Source organism: Streptomyces sp. NBC_00435 (assembly GCF_036014235.1).
Classification (GTDB): Bacteria; Actinomycetota; Actinomycetes; order Streptomycetales; family Streptomycetaceae; genus Streptomyces.
In genome coordinates, this window is sequence record NZ_CP107924.1 from 7,802,465 (window position 1) to 7,828,408 (window position 25,944).

Sequence of the window (25,944 nt, forward strand, 5' to 3'; positions counted from 1 at the left end):
CCGTTGCTCCTTCAGGGCACCAGGGAAGTCAGGGACGTCAGGGACGTCGGGGGCGTCGGGGGCACCTCTGAGAACAGCGCGCGCAGGGTCGCCTTGTCGGGCTTTCCGTAGGAGGCTGTGGGAATGTCCGTGACGAACTCGAACCGCGCGGGCACGTGCGCCGCCCCCAGGGCCTCGCCCACCGAGGCCCGCAGCTCGGCCACGACCTCCGCGCGGCCGCCCGGTCCGGCGGCCCTCCCGTCCGGGGCGGCGACGCAGACGGCGACCAGTGCCTCGCCCGTGCGCGCGTCGGGCACTCCGATGACTGCGGCCCGCCCCACGGCCGGGTGGGCGCTGAGCAGGTTCTCGACGGCCTGGGGGTAGCAGTTGGTCCCGTCCACGATGACCAGGTCCTTCTCCCGCCCGGTCAGGTACAGGTAGCCGTCCTCGTCGATCCGCCCCGCGTCCCCGGTGCGCAGCCAGCCCTCGCGCAGCACCTGCCCGCTCAGGTCCGGCCGCTGCCAGTAGCCCGCCATCACGGTCGGGCCCGACACCTCGACGGCCCCTTCGCTACGAGGTGCCAGTGCCCGGCCGTCCGCCCCGGTGACCCGCAGCGCCACTCCGGGCACCGCCCGCCCGACGGAGGTGAACAGCTCGGGCCGGGACCCGGCGGCCGCGGCGTGGTCCTCGGGGCCGAGGCTGGTGATCGCGATGGCCTCCGTCAGGGCGTAGCTCTGCCGCAGCCGGGGACCCAGGCTGCGGACCGCCTGGGCGAGCCGGTGCGGGGCCATGGGTGCGCTGCCGTAGGTGACGATCGCGAGCCCGGACAGGTCGGTGCGCGCCAGACCGGGGTGGTCCAGGAGCCGGTAGAGGTAGGGCGGGTAGAGGTAGGTGGTGACCGGGCGGCCCTCTGCGGACGCCTCGCCGATCCGCTCCAGCAGCAGCTCCGCGTCGAACTCGTCGAACAGCTCGACGCTCACGTGGTGGCGCAGCAGACCGCAGGCGATCGCGCCGGCCGCGTGCGCCATCGGGGTCATCGCCAGGAAGCGCAGCCCCGGAGGCGGCGCGGCACCCGCCCAGGCCCCGGCGGCCGCGGTCAGCGCGCCGAAGGTGTACACGACCCCCTTGGGCAGCCCGGTGGTGCCGCCCGTGTACAGCACCCGGGCGACGTCCCCCTCCTGCGCCTCCACGGGCAACGGGTCGTCGGACCGGCCGGCGGCCTCCGCGAGCAGGTCGACCACCCCGGGGTCCGGGCCGGGACCGAGGCCGAACAGCAGCTCCACCCCGGCCGAACGCGCGATGGCGATCATGCGGTGCGCGGGCAGGATCGGCCCGGCGCAGGCCAGGATCACGGCGGCGGGAGCGGCGTCGCGCAGGATGTGCTCGGCGACCTGCTCGCCGCCGGCCGCGTACACCGGGGTGTAGCTGATGCCCAGGAGGTGCGCGGCCAGCCCCACGGCCGACATCTCGATGGGGTTGGCGGCCAGCAGCACGAGCCGGTCGCCACGGCCCAGGCCCTTGTCCTTCAGGACCCGGGCCGTGCGGTAGGCCAGCGAGAGCAGCTCCGAGAAGCTCATGCTCCGCTCGCCGTGGATCAGCGCGGTCCGCTCGCCGCGGGCGGTGAACTGGGCGATGGCGCTGGTGACGTACGCGGCGGGTGCGCCGGAGTCGGGCGTGCTCACGGGGTTTCCTTCCCAGGGGTGTCGCCTGCTCCGGCGCGGGCGGTGCTCGTGACGAAGCGGCATGCGGCTCCGCCGGTGCGCAGGCACTCCACGCGGTCGTCGCCGACGTCCGTCCTGAGTCCCTCGAACCAGCCCGCCCGCATCTGCGGGCAGGGGCATTCGTAGCCCTCCAGGGTGCCGGCGCGCGCCAGCATCTCCAGGGCGAAGTTGCGGGTGACGACCGTCTCGAAGGACTCCTCGCCGGTGACCTTGTTGGCGGCCTCCACGCTGTCCCCGGTCATCCACCGAGAGATACCGGTCAGCGCGGTGGCCAGCTCGGCGGCGGAGAGGTCCGGCCCCAGCCCCTGCTCGCGGGCGTAGGCCGAGGCGATCCGCCGGGTCACGAACTGCATCGCCTCGGCGTTGATCTCGTTGGCCGCGTCCTGGCCGAACCGGCGCGCAACCCCCTGGTACCAGCGGGCGTCGTGCAGCCACCAGAACTGGCGCAGCAGATCGGCGGAGGGCCCGTCGGGGCCTTCCGGCCCCGGCGCCTGGGCTGCGGAACTGGTCACGGTGTCCTCGTCCTTCGGGTGCGAGTGGATGGATGCGATGGGCCCGCCACGGGCCTTGCGGGCTCTACGGGCGGTGCTGCTCGGGGTGCGGGCGGGCGGCCCGGGGCCGTGGGGCCGCGGTCAGCCGGCTCCCTCGGACCTGCCGAACACGAGGCTCACGTTGTGCCCGCCGAAGGCGAACGAGTTGGACACGGCCGCCTCCGGCGTCGCCGCCCGCGGTGCCCCGCGGACGTGGTCGAGCGCGCACTGCGGGTCGGGCCGGTCGAGGTTGGCCGTCGCCGGGAGGCTGCCGTGGTGCAGGGCCAGTACGGTCGCCGCCGCCTCCACCGCACCCGCCGCGCCCAGGAGATGGCCGATGGCGCCCTTGACCGAGCTGACCGGCGGCCCGTCGTCGCCGAAGACCGAGCGGATGGCGTGGGCCTCGGCCAGGTCGCCGACCTTGGTGCCGGTTCCGTGGGCGTTGACGTAGCCGATGTCCCGGGGCGCCAGCCCCGCGTCCGTCAGCGCCAGGCGCACGGCGGCCGCCGCTCCCGAACCGTCGGGACGCGGCGAGGTGGGGTGGTGGGCGTCGCTGGTCGCGCCCCAGCCCAGGACCCGGCCGTAGGACCTCGCCGAGCGTGCGCGGGCGTGGGCGGCCCGCTCCAGGACGAGGATCCCGGCGCCCTCGGCCAGGACGAAACCGCCGCGGTCCAGGTCGAAGGGGCGGCTGGCCGCCGCCGGATCACCTGTACCGGCCCGGGCCAGTGCGCGGGCCCCGGCGAAGGACGTGGCCACGGACGGGGCGAGCGCGGTGTCGGTGCCCCCGCAGACCACGACGTCCGCGGTGCCCTCGCGGATCAGCCGCAGCCCCTCGGCCACCGACATCGCCCCCGCCGCGCAGGCGGTCGCGATGGAGCTGCTCAGTCCGCGGATGCCGTGCCGGATGGCGATACGGGCCGCCGCCATGTTGGGCAGCATCCCGGGGAGCAGGTACGGACTGACCGCGGCCCGGCCGCGGGCGGCGCGGGCGACGGCCTGCTCCTCGTAGGTCGACAGGCCGCCCGCGCCGGTGGAGACGACCACCGCCACGCGCTCCGGAGCCACGTCCTGCCCGACGGTCAGCCTGCTGTCGCCGAGCGCCTCGTCGGCGGCGGCCAGTGCCATCAGGACGAACCGGTCGACGGAGCGGGCCTCGGAGCGCGGCAGCAGCCCTTCGGCGGACACGTCGGGGGCGATGCCGGCCACGTCGGCGCCGGTCGCGGCCCACCGCTCCCCTTCCAGGCGGCGCAGCCCCGAACGTCCGGCGGCGAGCCCGTCGGTGAAGGCGGGCACACCGAGCCCCAGCGGGGTGACCAGTCCGATCCCGGTGACCCAGACGTCGTACTGCTCGCGCAGTCCGCTCCTCACGAGCCCTCCCCGGAGCCGGAGCCGGTGCCGGAGCCCGCGCCCGGTACGGGGCGCACGAGCAGGGCGCGGGCACTGGCCGGTTCCCCGTCCGGCCCGGCCTGCTCCACCAGCAGGACCAGTGCCTCGGCCGCGTCGCCCTCGGCGACCAGGGTGCGGGTGATGTCCAGGGCTTCGCCCAGCGCGTCGCCCTTCGCCGCGTCGGGGCTGAAGCAGATCACCGGACCGGTGAGCCGCCAGCGCTTGGCGATGTGCCCGACCACCGCGTTGGGCACGGACTGGAAGAAGAGCAGGGGCGCCGCCGGCTTGCCGGCGTCCACGGCGAGCGCGGTCGCGGTATGGGTCTCCAGGTCGCCGCCCCGGCTGCCCAGCACGATCGCCGTACGCTCGCCCGGGCCCGCGGTCCGCGAGCCGTCGGCGCCGGCCCGGTCCGCCAGGGTTTCCAGGGGGCCGAGGACCTGTTCCAGGCAGCGGTCGGCGGCCGCCGAGGCCATCGGGCTGAATCCCGATACGACGAAACCGGCCAGCGGCGGAGGCAGTTCGCCGTCACCCGTGTCGGGCCAGCCGCCCGAGGCGAGAACCTCGACGGCTGCCAGGTGTGCGGAAGCGGAAAGGGTCATGGCGTACTCACCACCAATGCGGTGTTGGCTCCGCCGAAGGCGGCGTTGAGACTGAGGACGTGCCGGACGTCGGCCTTGCGGGGCTCGCCGAGGACGAGGTCCAGGCGGCACGCGTCGTCGGGGCCCAGGTAGCCGGCGTTCACGGGGAGTTCCCCGTGCCGCAGCGCCAGCAGGCTCACGGCGAGTTCGAGCATCCCGGAGGCCTCCAGACAGTGCCCGTGCAGGGACTTCGTGGAGCTGACCGGAGTGCCGGCGGCCCATTCGCCGAGGGCCCGGTGCAGGGCGGCGCTCTCGGCGGCGTCGTTGTGGGGCGTGCCGGTGCCGTGGGCGTTGACGTAGCCGATGTCCGTGGCTGTCAGCCCGGCCTTGGCCAGCGCCGAGCCGATGGCCCTGGCCATGCCCAGGCCCTCGGGGTGCGGCTGGCACACGTGGTAGGCGTCGCCGGCCATGCCCCAGCCCGACAGCACGGCCAACGGCCGGGCCCCGCGTGCGGCAGCGGCCGCCGAGGACTCCAGGACCACCGCGCCGACCCCGTCGCCGAGCAGCAGCCCGCGCCGGTCGGCGCTGAAGGGCCGCAGGACGCCGTCCGGGGCGAGCGCCCGCCCCGCGGAGAACAGGGCGAAGTTGTCCTCGTCGACGAGGTACCCGGCGCAGACCACGATCCGGGTCTCCCGGCCGGTGCGGATCCGTGACGCCGCCTCGAAGAGCGCGGTGCTGGCGGCGACGCACGCGTTGGTGTAGGTCCGGGCCGCTTCGCGCAGCCCGCAGGCGGCCACCAGCTCGGCAGCGGTGTCCGAGACGGCCGTCTTGCCCTGGGCGGCCAGCGGCCGGCGCGCGACGGCGGGGTCGGCGTGCCGGCCGAGCAGCAGGGGGGCCTGCGCCCGCTCCCGCGGCGTCAGGCCGGCCTGGTCCAGGGCCTCGGCCACGACCCGGTGCAGTTCCTCGTCCAGATCGGGGGAGCCCGGCAGGACGGCGGCGGTGCCCGTGCGGTAGCGGTCCGCCGCGAAACGCCCGACCGGGCCGAATGCCGGCCGGGAGGTGGCCAGCGCCTGCCTGAGGGTCTCCGTGCCGCGGCCGAAGGCACTGGTGACGCCGAGCCCGGTGACGACGACGTCGAGGCCCTCCGCGTCGCGCCCCGTCATGAGGCCCTCCCGCCCACCGCGTCAGCCGTGTCCGGTGCGCCCGGTGCGGGCAGGACGCCGGCAAGTACGGTCACGGCGCCGTCGACCGTGTCCATGGCCTCCAGCTCCTCGTCGAGGTCGATCAGGATGCCGTGGCGCTCCTCCAGGACGTGCACCAGCCACGCCAGCTCCAGGGAGTCGATCCGCTCGCCCACGGCGGAGGGAGCACACGCGTGGTGCTCGGCCAGCAGGGCGATCACCTCCTCGCGGCCGGGGGCCGGGGCCCGGCCGCTCATACGGAGCCCGCTTCGGCCGAGACGGGCGCCCGGCGCTGCTCGACCTCGGCGACGAAGGCGCCGAAGGTCATGGTCTGCATCGCCTCCACGTCCTCGTCGGAGAACTTGACCCCGTACTCCTCCTCGACCTGCATGACGAGCTCAGCGGTGGTCAGCGACTCCAGCTCCAGGCCGCCGTCGCCGATCAAGGTGTCGTCCGTCACGTCGGCCGTGTCGAGGTTCATGATCTCGAGGGTGTTCACTACGAATGCGCGCACAGGGCTGCTCATGACGTGGCTCCTTGGATTCGGTGTTCGTACGGGTGTTCGGAGAGTTGCTCAGGCAGGTGCTCAGGAAGCTGGGCATCGGGGACGGGTGGGGGTGGCGGTGTCCGGGGTCGAGGTGTGGTTCGCGGTTCCGGTCGGGGACCAGCGGCGGCACGCGAAGGCGCTGCTGCGGCGTGCCGCGGCCGCGGTCCTGGGGACCGGGGTCGATGACCTGGAACTGGCCCGGGAGCCGGGCGGCCGGCCGTACGTGCTGTCACGACCCGTCTCCGGGACCCGCGGGCCGGGCTCGGTGCGGCGGCTGAACGTGAGCGTGAGTCACACCCGCGGCCTGACGGCGGTCGCCGTCTGCACCGGCGGAGAGATCGGCGTGGACGTGGAACCGGCCCGCGAGCTCCCGGCGGTCGCCCTGGCCCGCCGCTGGTTCACCGAGCGCGACGTGCGCTGGATCGAGGGCCACGACGCCGCCCTGCGGGCCCGCGCCCTGCTGTGGGTGTGGACCCACAAGGAGGCGCTGGGCAAGGCGCACGGCACCGGACTGGCCGGCGGAGGCCGCCTGCGCCCGGTACCGCTGCCCGCCGGCGGCCTGCCGCCGGAGCCGGCCGGGGGACCGGTGACCCTGCGGGAGACCTTCCCCGGTGCGGGCCTGACCAGCGCCGTACCGCGTGGGCCCGAGGGCTACGTGCTCTGCGTGGCAGGCGGTCCGGGAACCGAAGGCGCGTCCGTGTCCGTGACCCGCGTGGACGGCTGAACCGCCGCGCCGCGCCCCCGGGTTCACACCGGATCCTTCACGGCGGCCCGTAGGGCGGCCGGATCGCGCACCGGCTTGCCCGTCGTGGTGCGCGGCAGGGCCGCCACGACGTGGATGTGCCGCGGCAGCTTGAAGCCGGCCACCCGCTCGGCGAGCAGGCCCTCCACACCCCGTGCGGTGACCTCCGGGTCGAGGACCGCGTAGGCCTCGATGGATCCGTCGTGCACGACCACGGCCTCACGCACGCCGGGCAGTTCGGCCAGGGTCCACTCGACCTCGGTGAGGTCGACCTTCAGGCCGCCCACCGACACCTGGGAGTCCAGCCGCCCCAGGATGCTGATCAGGCCGGTCGCCGGATCGATCGCCCCGGCATCGCGGGTGCGCAGCCAGCCGTCCCGCCAGCGCTCCGGATCGGCGAGCCCGACGTAGGGGCTGACCGGCCGGCGCACCAGCAGCTCGCCGTCCACGACCGTCACCTCGATGCCCGGCGCCGCCCAGCCCGTGGCCGGACGGTTGGCCCCGGACAGATCGGCCGCGATGACACCGGTCTCCGTCATGCCGTACACCTCGCCCAGCGGTACCCGGTAACGCTCGGCGAACGCCTCGGCGACCCCCGGACGGACCGGTTCGCCGGCCGAGACCGCCCCGAGCAGGTGCGGCAGCGGCGGGGGAGCGGAGACCGAGGCCAGCAGCCGCGCGTGGAACGGTACGCCCGTGATCAGGGTCGGTGCGCTCCGCGCGGCCACGGCGTCGAGGACCGAACCGGCGGTCAGCCGCCGCGGCAGCACGATCTCGACGCCCGCGTGCAGACTGTGCAGCAAGCCCGCCATCAACCCCATCGCGTGGACGAGGGAGTTGAGGACCACGATGCGCATCCCCTGCCGGGGCATGCCGGGGATCCCGGTGTACCGGACGACCTCGGCCGCGAGGTCCTCGGCGGTGCGTCCGATCACCTTGGAGGGACCGGTCGAACCGGAGCTGAGCTGGACGAGAGCGTGGCCGGTGGTCGCCGGACGGCCCCCGGGACACGGCTCCATGCGGGCGTCCAGTTCATGGAAGCCGCGCAGGGCCCCGCCCGGTACGGGAGCGGTGGGACGGATGACGAACTGCGGGGCGACCCGCTCGAGGGCCCGCTCGCTCTCGTGCCCGGTCAGCCGGTGGTCCAGCAGGATCACCTGGGCCCCGGCCCGCCACGCGGCGAGCAGATCGGTGAGCAGTGCGAGCGACGGAGGCAGTTGGAGTGCGACCGAACCGCCGCGGTGCAGTCCGGCCGCGGTCAGTTCCGCGTGCCGGGTCCGGACCGCGCGGCGCAGGGCGCCGCGGTCCAGCCGCTCCCCGATGTCCACCGCCCGGGCGCTGTCCTCGATGCCGTCGTGCAGGAGCAGATCGTCGACCCAGGTGCCGCCGTCGTGTTCCGGCTCGGTTATCCCGGACCGCAGACCTCCGAAATCTCTGCTCACGAACATCCCCCCGTCGAACTGCCGATTCAGCCTTAGTGGCCGGACAGCACCGCATAATAGAAACGGCTGGTCGGGCACTGTCAAGCCGCCTAGTAGATATGCGACAGCGCTATTGCGGAATTGCGACTTCCTACTGCCGGGTTCTATCGATCGAGCCATCTCGTCGGCCGGAAAGACTTTGACAGGACTGGGACTCCCTGTACGGTCTTCCAGTGTCGAACGGGGAGATGGGCTTTACTTCCTGGTTTCTCGGACGGGGAATCGGGAGAGCGGCCCGTACGTGATGCACAGCGGCCCTGGCATTAACCTGTCTGGGGTGGTGCGGGTATTCCAAGTAGGCCGATTCCGCCAGCCGTTGTCCGGCTTTACGTACTACGGCTTCTCCCCTGAGGTGCACCACCCGAAATCGCGTCGTCCGCCTGGAATCCACGGGAATCCACGGGAACATACGGGAATCCATGTGACTCCACGGAAGCCCGGACGCCCGGCCTCCGGTGGAATCCGACTGTCCCTGGCACCGGCTAAAGCTCCGGCGCCCCACGGCGTCCGGACTACGCACCCGCCCCCATTCCGTCTCTCCAAGACCTCGTGAGGTGAGTATGCGCACTCTCCTGGTGGATAATTACGACTCCTTCACCTTCAATCTCTTCCACCTCTTGGCGGAGGCGAACGGGCAGGAACCTGTCGTCATCCGCAATGATGAGCCGGGCTGGAACGCCGGCCAGCTGAAGGGGTTCGACAACGTCGTCCTGTCTCCCGGACCCGGAACGCCCGAACGCCCCGAGGACTTCGGGATCTGCCGCGAGATCGTCGAAGCCGCCGACCGCCCCGTCCTGGGCGTGTGCCTCGGCCATCAGGGGATCGCCCACCTCAGCGGCGCCTCCGTGCGCCGCGCCCCCGAGCCCCGGCACGGACGCGTCTCCCCGGTGGAGCACACCGGCACCGACCTCTTCGCCGAGATCCCCTCACCCTTCGACGTCGTGCGCTACCACTCCCTGACCGTGGCCGACCTTCCCGAGGACCTCGTCGAAGCGACCGCCTGGGCACCCGGCGGCATCCTCATGGGCCTGCGCCACCGCCAACGTCCCCTGTGGGGCGTCCAGTTCCACCCCGAATCCATCAGCAGCGAGTACGGGCTGCAGATCATGCGCAACTTCCGCGACCTCACGGCCCGCTGGCAGGAGGACCACCCCGCCGCCCAGGCCCTCGCGCCCGACGTCCCCGCCACCACGGTCGCCCACCCCGTGCCCGGCCGGCACCTGCGGGTTCTCACCGAACGGCTGCGGACCGACTGGGACGCCGAGATCGTCTTCGACGAACTGCTGCGCGGCGGGAACCACGCGTTCTGGCTCGACAGCAGCCGCAGCGACGGCGCCACGGGCCGGTTCTCGATCATGGGGGACGCCTCCGGCGACCTGGCTCGCGTGGCCACGGCCGACGTGACGGCCGGCACGGTCACCGTCGTGTCCGAGCGGGACGGCGTCCGCAGCGCGGAGATCGCCCTGAGCCCGTTCTTCGACTGGATCGACGAGGACCTGAAGTCCCTGCGGGTGGACCTGCCCGACCGGTCCGAGAACCCCTGCAACTTCGCCCTCGGCTGGGTGGGGTACCTGGGGTACGAGCTCAAGGCGCAGTGCGGAGCGGGACCGGTCGTCCACCGCTCGCAGGAGCCCGACGCCACGATGGTGTTCGCCGCCCGCGCCCTGGCCTTCGACCACCTGACCGGCACCACGCACCTCCTCGCCCTGGCCCCCGCGGACCCCGCCGCCGACGCCGACGCCCTCGCCCTGGACGCGTCCGCCCGCGACTGGCTGCGCACCACCGCCGGGCGGCTGCGCGACCTCGCGGGGAGGAAGGCGGACACCGAAGTGCCCGCGCAGCCCGTGGACGCCGGGGACCTGAGCCTGCGACACGACCGGGGCGCCTACCTGGAGCGGATCCGGCGCAGCCAGGAGGACATCGCGGCCGGCGAGACGTACGAGGTCTGCCTCACCAACGAGCTCCACAGCGAGGCGAAGGTGGACCCCTGGGAGGGCTACCGATTCCTGCGCCGGACCAGCCCGGCCCCGTTCGCCTCGCTGCTCCTCTTCGAGGACCTGGCCGTCCTCAGCACCTCGCCGGAGCGGTTCCTGCGCGTCACCGCCGACGGGCTGGCCGAGTCCAAGCCGATCAAGGGCACCCGGCCGCGCGGCGCCACCCCGCAGGAGGACGAGGCGCTGCGGACCGATCTGCGGACCAACGAGAAGGACCGCTCCGAGAACCTGATGATCGTCGATCTGGTCCGCAACGACCTCGGCCGGTGCGCGGAGATCGGCTCGGTCCACGTACCGAAGCTGTTCGACGTGGAGACCTTCGCCACGGTCCACCAGCTCGTCAGCACCGTACGGGCCCGGTTGCGCCCTGGCGTGAGCGCCGTGGAGTGCGTGCGCACCGCGTTCCCGGGCGGTTCGATGACGGGAGCCCCCAAGATCCGTACGATGCAGATCATCGACGAACTGGAGGAGGGCCCGCGCGGCGTCTACTCCGGAGCCATCGGCTACTTCTCCCTGTGCGGCGGCGCCGACCTCAGCATCGTCATCCGCACCGCGGTCGTGACCCCGCAGGGCGTCCGCTACGGAGTCGGGGGCGCCATCGTCGCCCTCTCCGACCCCGACGAGGAGTACGCGGAGACCATCACCAAGACCACCCCGCTGCTCAGGCTCCTCGACACCCCCTTCCCCGGCGAACCCGCCCACACCGCCCCGGTGGCGGCCGTGCCGGGAGCCGCCGCAGCCCCGTTCTCCGCCCCGGTCCCCGCCCCGGTCCCCGCCCCGACTCCCGAACCCCAGGCCTCCCGTTGAGCACACCGACCGCACAGGGCGGTGGCGAGCGCCTCTTCGCCCTCACTCCTTCCGGCGATCTGCGCGAAACCCCCGTCACGGGGCCCCGGCAGCCGCTCCTCGCCGCCGATTCCTGGCTCGTCACCGACGGCCGGGTACGTGCCCTGGACCGCCACCGGGACCGCTTCACCACCACCTGCGCCCAGAGCGCGGACCTCCCCGAGGGACTCCTGGACGCCTTCTGGAGCGGCATGGAGGACCTGCTGCCCCGGGGGGCGGGCCACTGGTTCCCGCGGGTCGAACTCGAAGCGGCGCCCCCGTCCGCGCCCCCGGACACGATCCTGCCCGGCGGCCGCCGGCTCCTCTACCGCCTGCGCCCCGCCCCCGCACGCGGCACGTCCGCCCGGGTCTGGGGCCTGGCCGTCAGCGACCCGCGCCGCGAACCCCGCCGCAAGGGGCCCGACCTGGACGCCCTGGCCGCCGTCCGCGCCAGGGCGGCGGCCGCGGACGCCGACGAAGCGCTCCTCGTCACCGCGGACGGCGTCGTGCTCGAGGCCGCCAACTCCTCCCTCCTGTGGTGGGAGGAGGACACCCTGTGCCATCCGGCCGCGGCCCTGCCCGTGCTGCCCGGCGTCACCGCCTCGCTCCTCCTGGACCGCGCCGCGAGCACGGGCGTGAGCGTACGGTCCTGCCGGCGCCGGCTGTCCGCCCTGGCCGGACGGGAGGTCTGGGTGGTCAACGCCCTGCACGGACTGCGCCCCGTCACCGCCTGGACGGGCGGCTCGCTGCCGGTGGCCACCCCGGTCAGGGCCGCCTCCTGGCAGGCATGGCTGGACGGGCTCCCGACCCCCCTGCCGGGCGGACGGGTGCACCGGCACGGACCGTAACCGCCTCGCGTACCGGCCCGGCCTCCGGCATGATCATCCGGGTACGCCCGCCGCGGCAGGACGGGACGAGCACGGGAGAGCGACCGCATGAACACCTCAGCACCGGCACGCGCGGCGGAGCGGAGCGGCGGATCGTCCGTCCGGATCGGCGCTCTCGTTCCGCTGACCCGGCCCGGCTGGGTCGAGGCGGGCCGGCACCTGCTCGCCGGACTCGAGCTGGCCGTTCACGAAGTCAATGACGCCAGCGGGATCCTCGGACAACCGCTCGAGCTGCTCGTCCGGGACACCGCGGCCGATCCGCGGCGGGCCGAGGCGGCCGTGGACGAACTGGCCGCCCTGGGCGTGGCCGCCCTGGCGGGGGAGTACCACAGCGTCGTCGCCCGAGCCGCCGCCGCCAGGGCCGACGCCCTCGGCCTGCCGTTCCTCTGTTCGTCGGCGGTTCTCGACGAGCTCACCGAACAGCCCACGCAATGGGTGGCGCGCCTCGCCCCGGCGCAGTCCCACGGCTGGCGGATCTACGCGGAATTCCTCCTCGGCGCGGGCCACAGCCGCATCGCCGTAGCCACCCAGCCGAGCGTCTACTGGGCATCCGGAGCCCGCACCCTGCGGGACCACCTCGCACCGCGCGGCGGCGCCGTCGTCGACCTCGACATGAGCGCCCTCACCCCCGCGGCCCTGTGCGACGAACTCGTCGGCCACCGGGCAACGGCCCTCCTCCTCCTGGTCGGTCACCCGGAGCCGGCCGTACCGGTCGTCACGTCCGTCCGCGGCGACGAGCGCCTCGCCGGGATCCTGATCGGTGCGCCGGCCGGTCAGCCGGAGTTCGCGGAATGGGCGGCATCGCTGGGCGGCGACGGCACCGCGGTCCCCTTCCTGCGGTACCTGCCCGAGCACCTCGGCCCACTCGGTGCGCGCGTCGGGACGGCCCTGCGCGACCGGCTGGGCGAAGCACCCTCCTTCGTCGCCTTCGAGGGCTACGACACGATCGCGGTCCTCGCCGACGTGCTGCGCACCCAGGGCGAGGACCGGGCGAGCACGGCCGAATCCTGGCCGCGCGTCGCGGTCGAAGGCACCCGCGGGCGGATCCGGTTCTCCCGCACGCCGGGCATCAGCGTCTGGCAATGGGCGTGGCCGCCGGTCCAGGTCGTCGACCGGGATCCGGCGGAACCCGGTCGCTTCCGGATCCTGCACACCGGCTGAGGGGCACGGAGCCGCGGAACCGTCCGGCTACTCCTTGCCGTAGGCCGCCCACGGTCCGAGGGTGAACTCGCCGCCCTCCTGCCGCACTTCCACGGCGCCCGCTCCGCCGAAGTGCGCGGGGACGACCAGCTCCCGCTCCTGCGCGGCCCGTTCGAGGATCCGGCGGCGGCTGGCCACCGCCTGGCCGGCGTCCATGCAGAAGCAGCTGTTGCAGGAGGGCGTGAGGATCTGGACCGGGCTGTGCAGGAGATCCCCGACGAAGACCGCCCGGTCGCCTCCGGAAGCGAGCCGCAGTACGGACGAGCCGGGCGTGTGGCCGGGCGCGGATTCCAGGGTGAGGTGTTCGTCGATGCGGTGGGTGCCGTCCCACAGGACGGCCTGCCCGGACCGGTGGACGGGCGCGATGCTGTCCTCGTAGATCAGCCGGTCGTCCACCCTGCGGCCGTTCCCGTACCCGTTGTCCGGGCCGAAGTGGAAGTCGTCCGCGGCCGGGATGAGGTACTGGGCGTTGGGGAACGTCGGCTCCCAACCTCCCTCCGCACCAACCGTGTTCCACCCGACGTGATCACCGTGTATGTGGGTGTTGACGACGACGTCGACGTCCTCGGGCCGGACACCGGCCCGGGCGAGCGCGCCCAGGAAATCGCCCTGCCAGTGGTGGAACTGCGGCGAACCGGGCCGTTCCCGCCCGTTGCCCACGCCGGTGTCGACCAGGACCGTCCGTCCGCCGCTGCGCAGCACCCAGCTCTGCAGCGTCACCACCGCATTGTCGGTGTCCGAATCCCAGTGATCGGGCGCCAGCCATTCCTCGTTGCTCTTCCACAACTCGGCGCCGGAATCCGGAACCAGGCCGCGTGCGGGCACGAACGCCCCTTGCCACTCGAGGACCCGGATGACCTCCACGTCGCCGAAGATGATGTTCTGCTTGCTTCCGTTGCTCTCCATGTCGTCAACTCTAAACAGATCCGATGAGCTGCTCAATGTCCACTCAGCTCACCCGGATACGCGTCCGTCTCACCCTTGACCGCACGGGTATCCTCGGCCCATGGACGTGGTGAGCGACGCGGTCGCGGCGGTACGCATTGGTCGGCCCTCCTCGAACCGGGTCCGGGTCGCCGGGAGTTGGTGCACCCGACTCTCCCCGTACGACGGCGCGGGCTTCCACGTGGTGCTGGAGGGCAGCTGCTGGCTGCTGCCCGACGGCGGCTCCCCGGTCTCCCTCGGACCGGGCGACGTGGTGCTGCTCCCGCGTGGCACGGGGCATGTGATCGCCGACGCCCCCGCCGACGCGCGGACATTGCGGCAGGCGCTGCCGTTCGAGCGGTGGCAGACCGGAACCGTGCCGGGCCGGTCCCCGGCCGCCTCCGGCGCGGTGGAGTTGCTGTGCGGCAAGTACCGGCTCGACCGCAGGCGCGTGCACCCGCTCATGGAGGAACTTCCGGATGTGGTCCACCTGCCGAACCGCGTGGGCGCCCACGCCGAACTCCGCGTCGCCGTCGACCTGCTGGGCCACGAACTCGGTACACAGGGGCCCGGGTCCTGCATCGCGGTGCCGAGCCTGCTGGACCTCCTCCTCGTCTACATGATCCGCTCCTGGACCTCCCAGGGGAGCGGTACCTGGCCGGCCGTGCTCGGTGATCCGGTGGCGGCCGCCGCCCTGCGGGCGCTGCATTCGGACCTGGCCGCCCCGTGGACCAACGACCGGCTGGCCGCCGAGGCCGGCGTCTCCCGCGCCACCCTGGCCCGCCGCTTCACCACCCTGGTCGGCCGTCCGCCGATGGCCTACCTCACCTGGTGGCGCCTGACCTTCGCCGCCACCCTGCTCCGCGACACCCAGGACCCACTGGCCGCCGTCGCCGGCCGCGTCGGCTACAGCACCCCGTACGCCTTCTCCCATGCGTTCAGCCGGGAGTTCGGCACCACCCCCGGGCAGTACCGGGCCAGTGCGGCGTGATGTCCCGGGCCTGACCCGGCCGTCCTAGTGGTCCCGGCCGTCCTGGTTGTCCTGGTTGTCAAGGCTCGAAGTCCGGTCGCGCCCGCGGCCAGTGGACAGGAGCTGCCGGAACACCCGTGCGGAGCGCGGGTTCTGGTCGCACTGCCAGACACCGTGCGGGCAGTAGTCGGTGATGCTGTGGTACAGCGGTCGGTGTTCGGCGATCCAATCCAGCATGCTCCGCACGTACTCGGGATTGTCGCCGTTGCGGAACAGTCCCCACTCCGGGTACGAGATCCGTTTGCCGTGGGCCTTCGCGAAGTCGACCTGCTTCTGGAGTCCGTAGGGCTGGGTGACCTGATCGTCGAAGGTGTCGCCGGGCGGCTGGTCGTAGCTGTCCATGCCGACGATGTCGACCACGTCGTCGCCGGGGTAGCACCTGGTCCAGGCGATCGCGTCACCGCCGCGGTTGGGAGCGAAGTCGAAACGCAGCCGCTGTCCCCCCACGGAACGCATGGCCGCCACGATGCGCCGCCAGTACCTCTTCCAGTTCTCGGGGTCGGGGCGGCAGCGATGGGTGTAGTTGAAGCCGTTCATCTCCCAGCCGAGCACGACCACGGTGTCCGGCACCCCGAGGGTGACCAGGCGTCTGGCCAGCCGCCGGAAGTGGTCGTCGTACTCACCCCGCGCGCCGGAGCGGATCAGCTCGGCGACGCGTGCGTCGGGGACTCCGGCCTCGTTGTGCTCCAGCATGGGCACGTTCAGGACGAACAGCCGATCGGCGCGCGCCTTGCGCCACCGCGCCCAGCTGCGCAGGGAATCGGGTGCCCCCTCGATGTTCGACCAGGTGTCGCCGGGCAGGTAGGTGTGCCCGGCGCGCAGCTCGGTACCCCCGAGCCAGCGCGAAAGCCCCTGCATCCTGTCGACGCCGGGCGAGCCGTAGTGGAGGTAGGCACCCACCGCGACCCCGGTTCCGGCGCCACGGCCGGGACCCTCCTGCGGCGCGGTGGCGGGGGAGCCTCCGGTGACGAGCAGGCCGACCGCGACCGTACTCGCACAGGCTCCCGCCAGCCAGCGGCCCCGACGGGACATGGTGCCTCCACGAGCCTCGCGAACCGTTGCGTCCGGGACTGACGTTAGGCATGTCATCCGACTTGTGGCCTGTCCGGTGTCCCGGGACTGGGCCATTCGCGGCAGCCGACCACCCGGCTCGGCGCGACCGGGCGAAGGCGGCGCGCGGGCACGGGAGGGTGCCCGGTTCCGCCGGCCGGTGACCTCGAAGCCGAAATCGAACAGGCCGGGGTGTACGGCGAGGGCCTCCACGGTGTCGGCGCCGGTGACCAGCGCGCACGTGGCGACCGGCCGCGCGGTGGCTCCCGTTCGATCACCGCGGCCGCCGGGGCGCTCACGTTCACCCGCGCGTGGTGGCGCCAGGTCGCCCCTGCCCGGACGGCGAGACGTACGCGGCGAGGTAGCGGTCGGTCGGTTCGCGCGGGTGAAACTCGGTCCGGTCGGGGTCCTGGCCCGGATCCAGTCGTTCCGGAAGGTCCGCCAGCCCCCGGTTGAGGTCTCACCCCAGCAGGCACCGGCGCCGGACCCGGTTCACCGCCCGGGCGAGCCCGTGTGGTCCCGGCAGCCGAGGCGCGGCCGTTCCGGGCCGTGGCGTGCGGGGCCCCCTCTGGGTCCGTACACGGAGCGGTCCGCGGGCACGGCCATGGCGGACGCGGCCGGCGTCCATGACGGACGGCGCCGGCGCGAGGACGGTCCCTGCAGCCGCTTGGCCGGTGCGTGCAGCGAGGTCCCCCTGGTACCGGGGACGGCGTCCTGCGCGGCGGCGCGCGGCGCTACCGTCACCGCGACGGCCCCGCGCGTCGTCCAGGGGCAACGGGGGCATCACCGCGCCGGCCCCCGGCCGGTAGCCTCCGGTGGCGTCCACGGGACAGCCGGGTTCGCGCAGCCCGCTCGCCGCCGGGCGTTCGGTCCGTTCGGTTCCGGGCCGGCCCTGGGGTCTGCGCCAGGGAGGGCAGGCGTGGAGGCCGCGCCGAAGGCTCGATTACGAGCCGCACCCCGGTCCGCGGCGCGACCCCTCCGGGGAACCCCGCCGCACTCGACGCGCTGACCGCCTCCGGGCAGGAGCGCCCCGCCCTGCTGGAGGACTGGCAGCAGGACAGGTGGGGACCCGCCGAGCTCCGTCCCACACCCGGGCCCCGGACCCCGCGGCACCGTGCCGACCGGGGTGGGCCCGGCCCTGGGCGCCGACATCGCGCTTCGCCGCTTCGCCGAACGCGACCACAACGGCGCCCACTGGAGCGAACTGGAGCGTGCCGGCAATTGTCTCGCCATGGAGCAGTCGGAAGTCTTGACCGCTGAAGTCCGTGCCTTCTCCGCCTCATTCGTTTGAAAGGCCAGGCCGGAGGACTCAAGCCTGGTTTTATTCATGTAGGAGCTGCGTCAGGTTTGGGTTACCGTCTGACCATCATCATGATCCAACCGCTTTCGGTTGCTGATGCGTCTGTTCCCACCTGAAAGGACCTGCCCGGTGTTCTCCCGTGTGCGTCAACCCGTCATCGCCGCGATCGCGGTCACCTCGCTCTGCGCCGTCGGCGCCTACGCGGCGGCTGCCGACGGGCCGGGCGCATCATCGGTGGCGGACCCGGCGGCCCCTGCCAAGCCCTCGGCATCGATCCCCGTAGCGCCCTCCGCATCCGCATCCGCATCCGCATCCGCATCCGGATCCGCCTCCGCGTCTGCCAAGGCCTCTCCGTCGGTGCCGGCCAAGCCCTCGCCGTCATCTTCGGTGCCCACCACGGCCGTTGAGTCCGCATACCCGAATTCCGCCGAGATCCTCGCGAATGACGGAATCAAGCTGGTCCGCGGAGACGGCGGGATCACCCTCGCCGAATGTGGAATCAGCACTTCCCAGATTCGGGTGTACACGTACGAGGACCGCGCCGCGAAGCGGAAGCCCATCTACTGCTTCAACACCGGTTCTCAGAACGGCCGGATCACCTTCGAATTGGACCGGGTCTTCGCCTTCGACACCGGTGAACACCCCGTGAGCGCCGTGCTCACCTCGGGCACGGCCACCACGACCGTGGACGTGGACAAGTACAGCTACGCGAAGGTCACCAAGAACCCGCTGGATGCCACGGGCCGTGTGGTCGTCGCACTCCGCGTGACCGGCTGATCCGCAGCGGCTGTCGGAAACCATCAGGTCTCCCGGACTCGCCGGGTACTCCAGGCTCCCCGAGTACTCCGGGCTCCCCGGATTGCCCAACTTCGCGATGTTCCGATCCCGTGGATTCCCTGCCGTGCGTTCCGCCCTCCCGTCCCGTCGTACGAAGACGCCCCGCGGCGTAGTCCTCTCCACCGAAGGTCCAAGACCCGTGTTCAAGCGCACCGCGCAGCTCAGCCTCTCCCTGCTCGCAGGCACCGCCCTCGTCGGACTCGGCGCCGCCCCGGCCTCCGCGGTCCCGATTGCCTCTCCGCCGCTCGTGCACATCATGCCGCTCGGCGACTCCATCACCTGGGGTGTCAACAGCAGCAACAACGCCGGATACCGGCTGCCCCTGTGGAACCTCATGTCGGCCCAGTCCCGCTACCTCCCCGACTTCGTCGGCAGCGGCGCCGCCGGCAGCTTCGCCGACGGCGACAACGAGGGACACAGCGGATTCACCATCGAGCAGATCCGGGCGCAGCTCGGCCAGTGGCAGACCGCCGCCAACCCGGACGTGGTCCTGCTCCACCTGGGCATCAACGACCTGCGCGAGAAGGGCACCGACCCGGTCGCGGCGGCGAACCGCCTGTCCACGCTCATCGACTCCATCCAGGCCCGAAAGCCCGGCGTCACGGTCATCGTCCAGGGTCTCCTGCCCGACACCAAGGGCCAGGAGCAGAGCGTGAGCGCGTTCAACGCGGTCATCCGGGGGCAGGAAGCCTCCCGCCGGGCGGCCGGCCAGCACTTCCGCTTCGCGGAGCCGCCCCAGCTGGTCATCGAGACGGAACTCACCGACGGCCTGCACCCCAGCGATCCCGGCTACGTCAAGATGGCCGGCGTCTACAACGAGGCCCTCGAACAGGCCGTCACCGACGGCTGGACGCAGCACCCGCCCGTACCGCGCGCCGGCAACGAGGCCGGCGCAGCGGCCCGGGTCCGCTGGGCCGACTGGGACGGGGACGGCCTGCCCGACCAGCTCCTGGTGGCCGACGGTGGCCAGGTCGAGGTCAGGCTCAACCGCGGCGGGAACTATGCCGGCGGCTGGCAGAACATCGGCCGCGTCGCGACCGGCCTCACCACCGACCGCACACGGGTCCGGTTCGCCGACTGGGACGGGGACGGCAAGACCGACTACATCCTCCTCAACACCAACGGCAGCGTCGTGGTCTACATCAACCGCGGCGGTGACGTCGGCGGTGGCTGGGCGGGCGGCGGCCAGGTCGCGACGGGCACCACGGCCAACCAGGACCAGGTCCGCTTCGCCGACTTCGACGGGGACGGCAAGGCCGACTACGTGACGATCGCCGACAGCGGCGCCGTCGGCGTCTACGTGAACCGCGGCGCCGACACCGGCAGCGGCTGGCAGTTCCTCGGCCAGGTCCACAGCGGCGGCACGACGGACCGCTCCCGCGTCCGCTTCGCCGACATCGACGGCGATGGCCGGGCCGACTACATCACGATCGCCGCCAACGGTGTCGTCGACGGCTCCACCAACCGCGGCGGCGACCAGCACGGCGGCTGGGTTCCCCAGGGCCGGATCGCGACCGGGGTGACCACCGTGCAGGGCAAGGTGCAGTTCGTCGACTTCAACGCCGACACCCACGCCGACTACTTCTTCTCCGGGACCGGCGACAGCGTGACGGTCTACCTCTTCAACGGTGGCGACACCAAGGGCGGCTGGACCGCCCTCGGCGCCGTCGTCTGACCCACGAGGGGACGAACAGGGAGAGGGAGGCCCCGCGCCGGGCGCACCGGGATGCCGCGGGCCTTCCCTCCCGCCCCGCCCTCAGGCCGTACCTCGGCACGCGGCCACGCGGGCGAAAATGAATCGGACGGCGATGTCGAGAACCCGTGGCCGGCTCCGTCCCTGCTGTGAACGCGACGAGAATGGGTCGCACCAGCACCAAGGAGATCACGATGGCCAAGTACTTGCTGCTCAAGCACTACCGCGGCGCCCCGAGCGCGTTCAACGGCGCCCCCATGGACCAGTGGACCCCCGAGGAGATCTCGGACCACATCCAGTACATGCGCGACTTCGCGACCCGGCTCGAGGGAACCGGCGAGTTCGTCGACGGCCAGGCACTCGCCCCCGAGGGCACCTGGGTCCGCTACGACGGCCAGGGCCGCCCCCCGGTCACCGACGGCCCCTTCGCCGAGACCAAGGACCTCATCGCCGGCTGGATGGTGATCGACGTCGACAGCTACGACCGTGCCGTTGAGCTGGCCGGGGAACTCTCGGCCGCCCCCGGCGCGGGCGGCAAGCCGATCCACGAATGGCTCGAGGTGCGCCCCTTCCTGGCCGCGCCGCCCACCATCACGGAGTGAGCCCCGTATGAACGAGGCACTGCTCCGAAGCCTCACACCGGGAGTCCTCGGGATCCTCGTCCGCCGCGGAGCCGACTTCGCGGCGGCCGAGGACGCCGTTCAGGACGCGCTGGTCGAGGCGGTCCGTGTCTGGCCGGCCGACCCGCCGCGCGACCCCAAGGGCTGGCTGATCACCGTGGCCTGGCGCCGCTTCCTCGACGCGACCCGCGCCGACACCGCCCGTCGCCGGCGCGAGGACACAGTGGAGGACCAGCCGGCGCCCGGGCCCGTACCCGCCGTGGACGACACCCTTCAGCTCTACTTCCTGTGCGCCCACCCCTCCCTCACCCCCTCCTCAGCGGTCGCGCTCACCCTGCGCGCCGTCGGAGGCCTGACCACCCGCCAGATCGCCCAGGCCTACCTGGTGCCCGAGGCGACCATGGCCCAGCGCATCAGCCGGGCCAAGCGCACCGTCGGCGGCATACGCTTCGACCAGCCCGGCGACGTCGCCACCGTGCTGCGCGTCCTCTACCTGGTCTTCAACGAGGGCTACGGCGGCGACATCGACCTCGCCGCCGAGGCCATCCGCCTCACCCGGCAGCTCGCGGCGGCCATCGACCACCCCGAGGTGGCGGGACTCCTCGCCCTCATGCTGCTCCACCACGCCCGCCGTGCGGCCCGGACCGCGCCCGACGGCAGCCTCGTCCCGCTCGCCGAGCAGGACCGTGCCCGCTGGGACACCGATGCGATCGCGGAGGGCATCGCCGTCCTGCACAGGGCCCTGGCCCGCGACCGGCTGGGGGAATTCCAGGCCCAGGCGGCCATCGCGGCACTCCATGCCGACGCGCCGACCGCCCAGGAGACCGACTGGGTGCAGATCGTCGAGTGGTACGACGAACTCGTGCGCCTGACCGGCAGCCCGGTCGTGCGGCTCAACCGCGCTGTCGCCCTCGGCGAGGCCGACGGGCCCCGCGCCGGCCTGGCGGCGCTCGCCGCCCTGGACGACTCCCTGCCCCGCCACACCGCGGTGGCGGCCTACCTCCACGAACGCGACGGAGACCTCACGACGGCCGCACGCCTCTACGCCGAAGCCGCCCGCAAGGCACCCAACCTCGCCGAGCGCGACCACCTGACGCGGCAGGCCGCCCGCCTCAACGCCCGCCACCGCTGACGGCCCGCACCCGGGGCCCCGCGAGCCGCCCGGTTCGCCGGTCCCGGGTCCGGGAGGCGGACCGGGCGATATCGTGGTGGGGTCCCGCCAGTCCAGCCTCCTGGAGCCCCGATGAGCGAACAGCCGGCCCCCGCCACCCGGCAGCAGCTGGAGCCCGCGGCCGCCGACGCGGTGCGCGGATACGCGGCAAGGATCCGCGCGAGCGCCGACCAGTGCGCCGGGGTCCTGGAGGACATCGCGGCATACGGTCTGCCGACGGCCGACGAGTGCACACCGTGGGAGGAGCTGCGCGAGGCCCACCTCGCCCGGCTCGCGGCGCAGCGCCCGGCCGTCGCCTGATGCCCGCGCAGCACGGCCGTCGGCGCGCCCGCATCGCCTTCTCCGACTCCGCCGCCAAGCAGCTGGAGACCATCACCAGCGAGTCGGCGATCCATGCCCTGGACCGCACCCTGGTCGTCATCTCCGTGGACCCGGACATCGGTGACCCGCTCCCCGCGCAGACCGGCGGCCCCCAGCTGCGCCAGTACGCCGACGAGATCGAGTCCGTCCGGGTCCTGTACTTCGTCACCGCCCTGCGCACCGTGGTGGTCGTGGCCTACATCGAGGTCTGACCCGCGCGGAGCCGCGCGGAGGGCCGTCCTCCGTCGTAGGCTCGGTCCCGCACGCGAGGGACAGGAGACCGTGGTGACCGAGCCGACGCTGTCCGGGGTGATGGCCGAGCTGGCCGGGCTGGAGGACGCGAAAACACGCGCGGTGAACGAGAAGCACGGTGACGACCACGGTGTGAACCTCGGCAAGCTGCGCGCGCTCGCGAAGCGGCTGAAGACACAGCAGGAGCTCGCCCGCGGTCTCTGGGAGACGGACGACTCCGCGGCGAGACTGCTGGCCATCCTGATCTGCCGCCCGAAGGCGTTCGAACGCGACGACCTGGATGCCATGCTGCGCGCTGCCCGCACTCCCAAGGTGCACGACTGGTTCGTGAACTACGTGGTGAAGAAGAACCCGCACTGCGAGGAACTGCGCCTGACGTGGTCGGCCGATCCGGATCCGGTGGTCGCGAGCGCCGGCTGGGCGCTGACCGCCGAACGCGTGGCGAAGCAGCCCGAGGGCCTGGACCTCAGCGGACTGCTCGACGTCATCGAGGCGGAGATGAAGGACGCCCCGGAGCGCCTGCAGTGGTCGATGAACCTCTGCCTGGGCCAGATCGGGATCGAGCACGCCGAGTACCGCACCCGTGCCGTCGGCATCGGTGAGCGCCTCGGGGTGTTCAGGGACTATCCGACCCCCGCGGGCTGCACGTCTCCCTTCGCGCCCGTCTGGATCGCCGAGATCGTGCGCCGCCGGCAGGGCGAGTAGGAACATGTTCGACCGCGCTCCGGCGAATCACCGTCGGGGGTACTTCTGAGCAGGCCGTGCCGTCCGCTCCACACGGTGTGAGTACGGTCAGCTCATGCAGAACATGGGGCCGGAGCAGCGGGGGCACGTCCTTCTCATAGCGGGGGGCGCCGCGGTGCACCGTCGCGCCGTTCAGGTGGCTCCGAGTGCCAATCTGGCCGCGCTCGGGGTCGTTCCTGTCCCGATGTTGTTGAACAGTGGCCTGTCCTGCGACACGACGTACCTGGACGGGGCCCGGGATCCGAACCTGGTGTTGACGAGGCTGCGTACGGCAGCGGCGACGCGCGGTCCGCTGCTGGTCTATCTGTCGGGTCGTCTCACTGTCGACCGCCGCGGCCATCAGCTGCATCTGGCTCTGGCCGGCACGACGCCCGGATCCGTTCGCTACACGGCGCTGCCCTGGGAGTGGCTGGGTACGGAACTGCGCGGTCGTCCGGCGGGGCTGACGACGGTGCTGCTCGATCTGGTCGCGGACAAGGCAGCGTGGCCGCTGCTCCAGGAGTACGGCAGCCTGCCTTCGTCCCCTTCGGCCGAGGTGTACGGGGTCGTCTCTCCGCCCGGTTTCGCCGGCAGCGGGAACGCCGTGAGCAGTTACACGAGGAGCTGGATCGATCAGCTTTCCGGGAGCCCGGGCCGTCCGGCCAATCTTCAGCTGCACGCCCTGGCCGTGGGTGCGGCGGCCCTGCCGCCCGGCACGCTCGTCCTGCCGACGGCTCGCGAGCTCGCCGCCCCGGCTCCCCGGGGGCCGGCCGACCCGTATCCGGGCCGGACTGCGCCCGCTGTGAGCGAGCCGCCCGTCACGACCCGGCCGCAGGCAGCCGTCCGGCAGCCCGCGGCCACTGACGAGCCGGTGCGCGATCCACGGCCCCAGATCCATGCCTTGGCCACCTCGGGCCGGCACGACGAGGCCGCCGCCCTCGCGCAGGCGTGGGAGCAGTACGTGCTGCAGCGGGCGGGGTACGGATCACCGGAGGCGATCGGCTGGCTGGAGATCCGTGCTGACCTGGCCCGGATGGCAGGCGCCTTCGGGCTCGCGACCCAGCTGTGGACCAATGCCGGACGGATCCGGCTGACCGGCCAGTCCCCCGACGCGCCGGAGGTACACGCGGCGGCGGCCGGTGCCCTCTACTGCTGGACGCAGCTCAGCGACCCCGCGCCGGCCATTGACACCGCCGAGGACCTCATCAGTCTCCTGCACGCCCTGCCGTCCTTCGACTCCCGGAACATCGAGCTGGCCCAGCAGCGCCTGGAGTACCTGCACCGCGCTCCGAGGAGCCTCTGACAGACAGTGAGGCGCCGGCCCGCGAACTCGACGCCCGTGCCGCGATGGCTGGGATCCGGCACCAGCGCCTCTACGTCAGGCACCCATCCCATCGGTCCCCGAACCGGTACCGGGGCCGGAGCCGGGGCCGGAGCCGCGGGAGTCGGAGCTTCTGCGACTCCCGCGGCGCACACGGCCGTTCGGCAGGTGCTACCTCAGGCCCTCGAAGGAGGCGACCAGGTCGCTGGGGGAGGGGAGCGTGGATATCTCGGTCTGAGTGGCGGCGGCGGCCTTGCGCAGGTCCTCGTCGGTGAGGAGACGGCTGAGCAGAGCGGCGTCCACGCCGGCGCCACTGGAACGCAGGGCGAAGCCCAGGCCCGTCGCGGCATCGACGTTGATGAAGTGGTCGGCGCCCTGCGGGAGGATCAGCTGGGGGACACCCCGGGCCGCGGCGGTGAGCATGGTGCCGGAGCCGCCGTGGTGCACGACCGCGTCGGCCGTGTCCAGCAGCTGGGCCAGCGGCACCCACGGCAGGGGGCGGACGTTGGCGGGAAGAGTGCCGAGCGGACCCAGATCGGTGTCGCCCACGGCGAGCAGGAAGTCGGCGTCGACGGAAGCCGCCTCGGCGACGACCCGCCGCACCGGGTCGACGCCCGCGTACGCCGTGACCACCGTCCCGAGAGTGACGGCGATCCGGGGCCGCGAGCCGCGCGCCACGAGATCGCCGGGTACCGTGCCACCGCCGTTGTACGGCACGTAGCGCACCCGCCAGCCGGTGCCGTCCCCGCCGAGGGAAGCGGGTACGACATCGAGGACGGTGCGGGTGGCCGGGCCCTCGACCTCACGGGCCCGGTACTCGTCCGCCAGGAGGCCGGCCAGCCTGCTGACCATGCCGAGGCCGGACATCACACCGAAGTTGTGCACGACGGCGGGTATGCCGAGCGCCGCCGAGACCAGTGGTGCGGCGGCCTGGAACGCGGCGTGGACGATGAGGTCCGGCCGCCAGGCGGTGGCGACCGCCAGCAGGTCGTCGATCGTCACCCGGCTGTGTTCGGCGAAACCCTTCGCGGCCAGCCGCTCCATGTCCTGCGGGCTGTTCCCGTCGGAGACGAACTGCGGATCGATCCCGTCCGAGGCGCGCCGGAAGGCCTCCATCAGCGTGGAGCCGTCGCCGATCTCCACGGTGGGCAGCCCGCTCTGGCGGAGCTGGTCGAGCGGGGCGGAACCGGCGAACAGCACCTGGTGCCCGGCGGCCTGGAGTGCCTGGGCGGTCGGCACCATCGGGAACAAGTGGCCGGCCGAAGCGGGACCGGTGAACAAGATGCGCACGGCGATACTCCTCGAGTGGAGCTCCTTGATTTCTTCTAACAGATCTCGAACGAACCTGCCGCTGCTCCAGTTTCCGCGGAGATGGGCGAATTTCAGCCGATCCCCAGGCCCGCGCCGGCGCGGCTACGGCGGGAGTCGGCTCGCCCGCCCGCCGGTCACCGGGTGTGGCGGTGGACCGCGTCGATTCCGCCTCCGGATCGCCGCCACCTCGCCGTGACCGCCCGCCTGCTCGCCGTCCAGCTCAACCCCGCCGGCACCCCCGGGAACAAGTAGCCGTGGCGGTAGTCGCCCTGATCTGCAGCCGCCTCCGCGTCGGTGTACC

Annotated in this window: 24 protein-coding genes; 13 read left to right on the plus strand and 11 right to left on the minus strand. The window is 72.9% G+C overall.

Translation table 11 applies throughout. The annotated features are described in order from the left end of the window. Positions 1-11 precede the first annotated feature (11 nt). From OG389_RS35155 to OG389_RS35185, 7 genes are all read right to left on the minus strand, one after another. Positions 12-1,661 (minus strand): AMP-binding protein, encoded by a 1,650-nt coding sequence (locus tag OG389_RS35155; RefSeq protein WP_328303194.1) that lies wholly within the window; start codon positions 1,659-1,661, stop codon positions 12-14. Beyond that, complete coding sequence (locus OG389_RS35160) at positions 1,658-2,212, minus strand: L-2-amino-thiazoline-4-carboxylic acid hydrolase (protein ID WP_328303195.1); 555 nt, start codon at positions 2,210-2,212, stop codon at positions 1,658-1,660. Before OG389_RS35160 ends, OG389_RS35155 begins: the two co-directional genes overlap by 4 nt. Before the next feature lie 120 nt (positions 2,213-2,332). Further along, on the minus strand, positions 2,333-3,598 hold the full coding sequence (locus tag OG389_RS35165; RefSeq protein ID WP_328303197.1) for a beta-ketoacyl-[acyl-carrier-protein] synthase family protein: 1,266 nt from the start codon (positions 3,596-3,598) through the stop codon (positions 2,333-2,335). After that, positions 3,595-4,215 carry a hypothetical protein gene (locus OG389_RS35170; RefSeq protein ID WP_328303200.1) on the minus strand — a complete coding sequence of 207 codons (621 nt, stop codon included), beginning with the start codon at positions 4,213-4,215 and terminating at the stop codon, positions 3,595-3,597. Before OG389_RS35170 ends, OG389_RS35165 begins: the two co-directional genes overlap by 4 nt. Then, positions 4,212-5,357: a beta-ketoacyl-[acyl-carrier-protein] synthase family protein gene (locus tag OG389_RS35175; RefSeq protein WP_328303202.1), complete on the minus strand. Its 1,146-nt coding sequence runs from the start codon at positions 5,355-5,357 to the stop codon at positions 4,212-4,214. The genes OG389_RS35170 and OG389_RS35175 overlap by 4 nt, the downstream gene beginning before the upstream one ends. Next, entirely contained in the window at positions 5,354-5,632 is a 279-nt protein-coding gene (locus OG389_RS35180) for an acyl carrier protein (RefSeq protein WP_328303204.1), read from the minus strand. Before OG389_RS35180 ends, OG389_RS35175 begins: the two co-directional genes overlap by 4 nt. After that, complete coding sequence (locus OG389_RS35185; RefSeq protein WP_328303206.1) at positions 5,629-5,901, minus strand: acyl carrier protein; 273 nt, start codon at positions 5,899-5,901, stop codon at positions 5,629-5,631. The genes OG389_RS35180 and OG389_RS35185 overlap by 4 nt, the downstream gene beginning before the upstream one ends. A 97-nt stretch (positions 5,902-5,998) precedes the next feature. Here OG389_RS35185 and OG389_RS35190 point away from each other — a divergent pair, with 97 nt between their 5' ends. After that, the gene (locus OG389_RS35190) at positions 5,999-6,646 is read left to right on the plus strand and encodes a 4'-phosphopantetheinyl transferase family protein (RefSeq protein ID WP_328303208.1); all 648 of its coding nucleotides are present in this window, start codon (positions 5,999-6,001) and stop codon (positions 6,644-6,646) included. A gap of 23 nt (positions 6,647-6,669) precedes the next feature. Here OG389_RS35190 and OG389_RS35195 read toward each other — a convergent pair whose 3' ends face one another. Next, positions 6,670-8,106: a class I adenylate-forming enzyme family protein gene (locus tag OG389_RS35195; protein ID WP_328303210.1), complete on the minus strand. Its 1,437-nt coding sequence runs from the start codon at positions 8,104-8,106 to the stop codon at positions 6,670-6,672. Between the two features lie 599 nt (positions 8,107-8,705). Here OG389_RS35195 and pabB point away from each other — a divergent pair. The 3 genes from pabB (at position 8,706) to OG389_RS35210 (ending at position 13,012) form a co-directional block, all read left to right on the plus strand. Then, positions 8,706-10,946: an aminodeoxychorismate synthase component I gene (pabB, locus tag OG389_RS35200; protein ID WP_328303211.1), complete on the plus strand. Its 2,241-nt coding sequence runs from the start codon at positions 8,706-8,708 to the stop codon at positions 10,944-10,946. Further along, on the plus strand, positions 10,943-11,812 hold the full coding sequence (locus OG389_RS35205) for an aminotransferase class IV (RefSeq protein ID WP_328303213.1): 870 nt from the start codon (positions 10,943-10,945) through the stop codon (positions 11,810-11,812). The genes pabB and OG389_RS35205 overlap by 4 nt, the downstream gene beginning before the upstream one ends. Positions 11,813-11,899: 87 nt before the next feature. Continuing rightward, positions 11,900-13,012 (plus strand): ABC transporter substrate-binding protein, encoded by a 1,113-nt coding sequence (locus tag OG389_RS35210; protein WP_328303215.1) that lies wholly within the window; start codon positions 11,900-11,902, stop codon positions 13,010-13,012. Between the two features lie 27 nt (positions 13,013-13,039). On the opposite strand, the gene OG389_RS35215 is transcribed toward OG389_RS35210, so the two are convergent. Beyond that, a complete protein-coding gene (locus OG389_RS35215) occupies positions 13,040-13,957 on the minus strand; it encodes an MBL fold metallo-hydrolase (RefSeq protein WP_328303217.1) in 918 nt (305 codons plus the stop codon). A 100-nt stretch (positions 13,958-14,057) separates the two neighbouring features. Between OG389_RS35215 and OG389_RS35220 the strand changes: the two genes are divergently transcribed. Beyond that, the gene (locus tag OG389_RS35220; protein ID WP_328303219.1) at positions 14,058-14,966 is read left to right on the plus strand and encodes an AraC family transcriptional regulator; all 909 of its coding nucleotides are present in this window, start codon (positions 14,058-14,060) and stop codon (positions 14,964-14,966) included. A 24-nt stretch (positions 14,967-14,990) separates the two neighbouring features. Here OG389_RS35220 and OG389_RS35225 read toward each other — a convergent pair whose 3' ends face one another. Continuing rightward, complete coding sequence (locus OG389_RS35225) at positions 14,991-16,037, minus strand: glycoside hydrolase family 26 protein (protein WP_328303221.1); 1,047 nt, start codon at positions 16,035-16,037, stop codon at positions 14,991-14,993. 1,447 nt (positions 16,038-17,484) lie between these two features. Here OG389_RS35225 and OG389_RS35230 point away from each other — a divergent pair. The 8 genes from OG389_RS35230 to OG389_RS35265 all read left to right on the plus strand — a co-directional run bounded on the left by OG389_RS35230 (position 17,485) and on the right by OG389_RS35265 (position 24,314). Beyond that, the gene (locus OG389_RS35230; protein WP_328303223.1) at positions 17,485-18,132 is read left to right on the plus strand and encodes a hypothetical protein; all 648 of its coding nucleotides are present in this window, start codon (positions 17,485-17,487) and stop codon (positions 18,130-18,132) included. A 199-nt stretch (positions 18,133-18,331) separates the two neighbouring features. Next, positions 18,332-19,867, plus strand: a complete 1,536-nt coding sequence (locus tag OG389_RS35235) for an FG-GAP-like repeat-containing protein (protein WP_328303225.1) — start codon at positions 18,332-18,334, stop codon at positions 19,865-19,867. A gap of 212 nt (positions 19,868-20,079) precedes the next feature. Continuing rightward, complete coding sequence (locus OG389_RS35240) at positions 20,080-20,487, plus strand: YciI family protein (RefSeq protein WP_328303227.1); 408 nt, start codon at positions 20,080-20,082, stop codon at positions 20,485-20,487. 7 nt (positions 20,488-20,494) lie between these two features. After that, positions 20,495-21,637: an RNA polymerase sigma factor gene (locus tag OG389_RS35245; protein WP_328303229.1), complete on the plus strand. Its 1,143-nt coding sequence runs from the start codon at positions 20,495-20,497 to the stop codon at positions 21,635-21,637. 111 nt (positions 21,638-21,748) lie between these two features. Continuing rightward, a complete protein-coding gene (locus OG389_RS35250; RefSeq protein ID WP_328303231.1) occupies positions 21,749-21,976 on the plus strand; it encodes a hypothetical protein in 228 nt (75 codons plus the stop codon). After that, entirely contained in the window at positions 21,976-22,248 is a 273-nt protein-coding gene (locus OG389_RS35255) for a hypothetical protein (RefSeq protein WP_328303233.1), read from the plus strand. Before OG389_RS35250 ends, OG389_RS35255 begins: the two co-directional genes overlap by 1 nt. Positions 22,249-22,348: 100 nt before the next feature. Then, a complete protein-coding gene (locus tag OG389_RS35260) occupies positions 22,349-22,993 on the plus strand; it encodes a DNA alkylation repair protein (RefSeq protein ID WP_328304349.1) in 645 nt (214 codons plus the stop codon). A 223-nt stretch (positions 22,994-23,216) separates the two neighbouring features. Beyond that, the gene (locus tag OG389_RS35265; RefSeq protein ID WP_328303234.1) at positions 23,217-24,314 is read left to right on the plus strand and encodes a hypothetical protein; all 1,098 of its coding nucleotides are present in this window, start codon (positions 23,217-23,219) and stop codon (positions 24,312-24,314) included. A 189-nt stretch (positions 24,315-24,503) separates the two neighbouring features. On the opposite strand, the gene OG389_RS35270 is transcribed toward OG389_RS35265, so the two are convergent. After that, positions 24,504-25,622: a glycosyltransferase gene (locus OG389_RS35270; RefSeq protein ID WP_328303236.1), complete on the minus strand. Its 1,119-nt coding sequence runs from the start codon at positions 25,620-25,622 to the stop codon at positions 24,504-24,506. Positions 25,623-25,944 lie beyond the last annotated feature (322 nt).